The following is a 3,216-nucleotide window of genomic DNA, read 5'->3' as shown; positions in this document are numbered from 1 at the left end:
GCCCCAAGGGTTGGCCCGACACACGGGCTCCAGACCGCGCCAAGCAGGAGGCCCATTGCAAACTGAGGCGCGAGGCCCTCGCCATCACCCACGCCGCCGAGGCGGCTTTCGATCCAGTTGCTCGCCGGCCCCGCCGCGACCGCAAACCGGGCCGAGAAGGCCGGAACCAGAAGCACAAGACCGATGACCGCGAGGATTACACCCCCGCCCTGCCGGATAATCTCGCCGTCCAGCCCGATGGCAAAACCTATTGTTGCCACGAACAGGCCAACTGCCGTGAACGACACGGTCAGGCCCGCGGCAAGCGCCAGCGGCCCCAGCCTGTGCTTGCTAGCGGCTGTTCCCAGTACGATGGGCAAAAGCGGCAGCACGCATGGCGACAATATGGAGAGCGTTCCGGCAAGGAAGCCGAACACATAGCTTTCAGGACCCATGGATCAGGCCTCCGGCAAGGTGGGGGTGTCGGCGAAGGCCTAATTTTCGTAGGCCGTGGCAATCAGCGCGGCGATGTCTTCCTCGCTGGTAATGCCGGCAGCCCGCCCGGTTTCGGTCTCACCGCGAAACACGATCAGCGTGCTCTGCGTGGTGGCCCGGAATTCGCGAACGGCATCGCGCTGGTCATCATAATCGACACGGAAAATCGTCAGGCCGTCAAAGACCATCTGATCTTTCAGCGCACCAATAACTTCGCCCTGGCGCTGGCAGGTCGGGCACCAGTCGGCAGCGATCTCGACAAGGATCGGGCTGTTTTGCATCTGCGCAGCGGCAAAGGCTTCCGGCGTGTAGGGCTCGCTGGCGAGCGCGGACGCGGCAAGGGCAATGGCGGCGAACGTGCCGGAAATGAGGGTTTTGACGAACATGACAGGTCTCCCGTCGGGTTGAGCTGCCGGTCGAGGCGTGTCCTGCCGGCTTGCTCGTGTCAGTTCGCGCGGGGATCGGGAACGGTTACAGCGGCGCTGAAAAGGCGCATCGCGTTGCCGGACTGTGGCGATTGTTGAGAAAGAAAATGGTGTCCCCGACAGGATTCGAACCTGTGGCCCCCAGATTAGGAATCTGGTGCTCTATCCTGCTGAGCTACGGGGACGCCCGGCGCGCAATCTAGCCAATGGCTTGGTGCGTGTCATCGGGTGGGGCATGGCCAGATGGCAGTCGCCGGGAAATATGCTACAGATCCCGTCATGCGTACGCTGATCGCCAGCCTTGTTCTGATTGCCCTGGCCGTAACGGGGTCGGCAAACTGCGCGCTTGCGCAGGGCGTTGACATGCCGGCCTCCAGTCATGCAGCAGGCGCAGGCCACCAGCCTCCCTGTCACGAGGCCATGACGCATTCCTCCGGCGTAGAGAGTCAGTCTCTCCTGCATGGCGATCATGACTGCTTCGGCGGCGCTGCCTGTCTCGACTGCGCCCTTGCTGCCGGTCTGGCCGTCATTGGTCCAGCCCCGGCCGCAATGGCAATGGGCGGTACGCCCCACGGCTTTATCGTGATTTCTGCCCCTGACGGCGTGACCGCTCACGATCCTCCCCCTCCCCGCCTCTGATCCCTGCCTGAAAACCCTTGTGCATCCGTCGGCATTTTCGCGCGGGTGCTGGCAGAAACGATCAGCAGGGAAGGAAAATCCCTTGAAGAACACACTTCTGGCAGGCGCCGCGCTGGCGCTTGTCTGCGCCGGCCAGTCCATGGCCCGGCCGGTCTCCTATGAAGGCGGCTGGACGGTCATCGGCGAGCACGACCGCGCCAATAGCGCCATCTGGGCGCACTACACACCGCATCACCGCTACTCGATCGGGTATCGCGGCGAGTGGCACCGCGAAGATGACCACGCCTTTCACGGGCTTCAGGCGACATGGCTGGCCCGGCGCTGGTTCGGGCAGGGCTATCAGGCCAATGTCTATCTGTCTGGTGCAGGCGGGCTGGCCTATGGCACCGGCGACAACCCGGCGGGTACCGGTCCGGCGGGCTCGATTGGCGTGATGGCCGACTGGGAAACGCGCCGCTGGTTCGTGTCCTACATGGCCCGCGGCTTTTCCGGAGAAACAACCGGAGCTTCGGCCATGCAGGCGGCGCGTATCGGTGTTGCGCCCTATGTCGCCAATTACGGGGCGCTCCACACCTGGCTGATGGTTCAGGTCGAGCACATGCCCGAAGCCGATGAGCCGGTCGGCGTCACACCCCTGGTCCGCTTCTTTCAAGGTCCGCTGCTGGCCGAGGCCGGCTGGTCCCTGACCGATGACAGGCCCTTCTTCCAGATCCAGTACCGCTTCTAGGCGGTCAGCCCCACTCATCCATGGAGAGAAAACCCATGTTTATCCGTACGCTCTTTATCGCCCTTTCACTGAGTGTCCTTGCTCTTCCTTCCACGCTTTGCGCTGCCCAGGCACAGGACGTGACGCTGACCGAAAGCCAGATCACGCCGGCCATGCGCGAGGCGCTTGAAGCCGGTGGATCACTGGTAGTTGTCGATGTGCTCGGTGCTGTCTGTGATTTCTGTGCCCTGGCCATGACCCGCACGTTCGAACGGCGTGACGAGGTTGCTGCCGCCACGGTCGATCTCGACGCCAAGACGCTGACCTTCGTCCTTCGCGAAGGCGAGGTCATGGATGACGACACGATCACTGACCTTATTCGCCGGGCCGGTTATCAGGCCGATGGCATCGCCCGTCCGGAGGGTGTGTGATGCGGCTTGCGTTAAGGGAAGCGGGCGGGCCGGTCCTGGCCCTGTTCGCAAGCCTCTCCACGCTGGTGTGTTGCGCCCTGCCCGCCCTGCTGGTGACGATAGGCGCTGGCGCGGTGATGGCGGGACTTGTGGCCAATGTGCCAGGTCTTGTTGCCTTCACGGCATGGAAGGGTCCGCTCTTTGCGGCCTCCGGCGCCCTGTTGGCCGGCGCATTTCTCATGCGCTGGCTGACGCGAAACGCGCCTTGTCCGGCTGACCCGGCCCAGGCCGCGGCCTGCAGGCGGATGCGCTCTCTTGGCGGTATTGTCCTCATCATTGCGGCAATCGTCTGGGTGACAGGCTTCTTCTTTGCCTTTCTGGCGGCCGGCATCTTCTTCTGATTGATCGCGAACCGGCTTCACGCCTGCCCCTGTCCCTGACAGACTGGCGTGAAGCCGGGGGCGCTGCGATGAAACTCTATCCATATATCTGCATTTTTCTGGCAGCAGCCGCACTGGCCGCCTGCGATGCGCGTCCTGACGCGGCGCAGGTTGAGGAAGCT

The 3,216-nt window shown here is 63.6% G+C and carries 6 protein-coding genes and 1 tRNA gene; 4 read left to right on the top strand and 3 right to left on the bottom strand.

What is annotated here, in order from left to right:
* The 3 genes from ACTS2Z_RS11685 to ACTS2Z_RS11675 all read right to left on the bottom strand — a co-directional run.
* Positions 1-434, bottom strand: a 434-nt coding sequence (locus tag ACTS2Z_RS11685) for a cytochrome c biogenesis CcdA family protein (protein ID WP_442573384.1), incomplete at its 3' end; no start/stop codon positions are given.
* A gap of 39 nt (positions 435-473) precedes the next feature.
* A complete protein-coding gene (locus tag ACTS2Z_RS11680) occupies positions 474-860 on the bottom strand; it encodes a thioredoxin family protein (RefSeq protein ID WP_442573383.1) in 387 nt (128 codons plus the stop codon).
* 147 nt (positions 861-1,007) lie between these two features.
* Positions 1,008-1,084: transfer RNA gene (locus ACTS2Z_RS11675), tRNA-Arg, on the bottom strand.
* A gap of 94 nt (positions 1,085-1,178) precedes the next feature.
* On the opposite strand from ACTS2Z_RS11675, the gene ACTS2Z_RS11670 reads away from it, so the two are divergent.
* From ACTS2Z_RS11670 to ACTS2Z_RS11655, 4 genes are all read left to right on the top strand, one after another.
* Positions 1,179-1,538, top strand: a complete 360-nt coding sequence (locus tag ACTS2Z_RS11670) for a hypothetical protein (protein ID WP_442573382.1) — start codon at positions 1,179-1,181, stop codon at positions 1,536-1,538.
* Positions 1,539-1,620: 82 nt separating this feature from the next.
* Positions 1,621-2,265 carry a hypothetical protein gene (locus ACTS2Z_RS11665; protein WP_442573381.1) on the top strand — a complete coding sequence of 215 codons (645 nt, stop codon included), beginning with the start codon at positions 1,621-1,623 and terminating at the stop codon, positions 2,263-2,265.
* A gap of 35 nt (positions 2,266-2,300) precedes the next feature.
* Positions 2,301-2,675, top strand: coding sequence for a heavy-metal-associated domain-containing protein (locus tag ACTS2Z_RS11660; RefSeq protein WP_442573380.1), 375 nt, complete (start codon positions 2,301-2,303; stop codon positions 2,673-2,675).
* On the top strand, positions 2,675-3,055 hold the full coding sequence (locus ACTS2Z_RS11655) for a hypothetical protein (RefSeq protein WP_442573379.1): 381 nt from the start codon (positions 2,675-2,677) through the stop codon (positions 3,053-3,055). The genes ACTS2Z_RS11660 and ACTS2Z_RS11655 overlap by 1 nt, the downstream gene beginning before the upstream one ends.
* The last annotated feature ends 161 nt before the right edge of the window (positions 3,056-3,216 follow it).

This window comes from Glycocaulis sp., from assembly GCF_052168375.1.
Lineage (GTDB): Bacteria > Pseudomonadota > Alphaproteobacteria > Caulobacterales > Maricaulaceae > Glycocaulis.
Note: the sequence above shows the minus strand (reverse complement) of the source record. Positions and strands in the feature narration are given on the sequence as shown.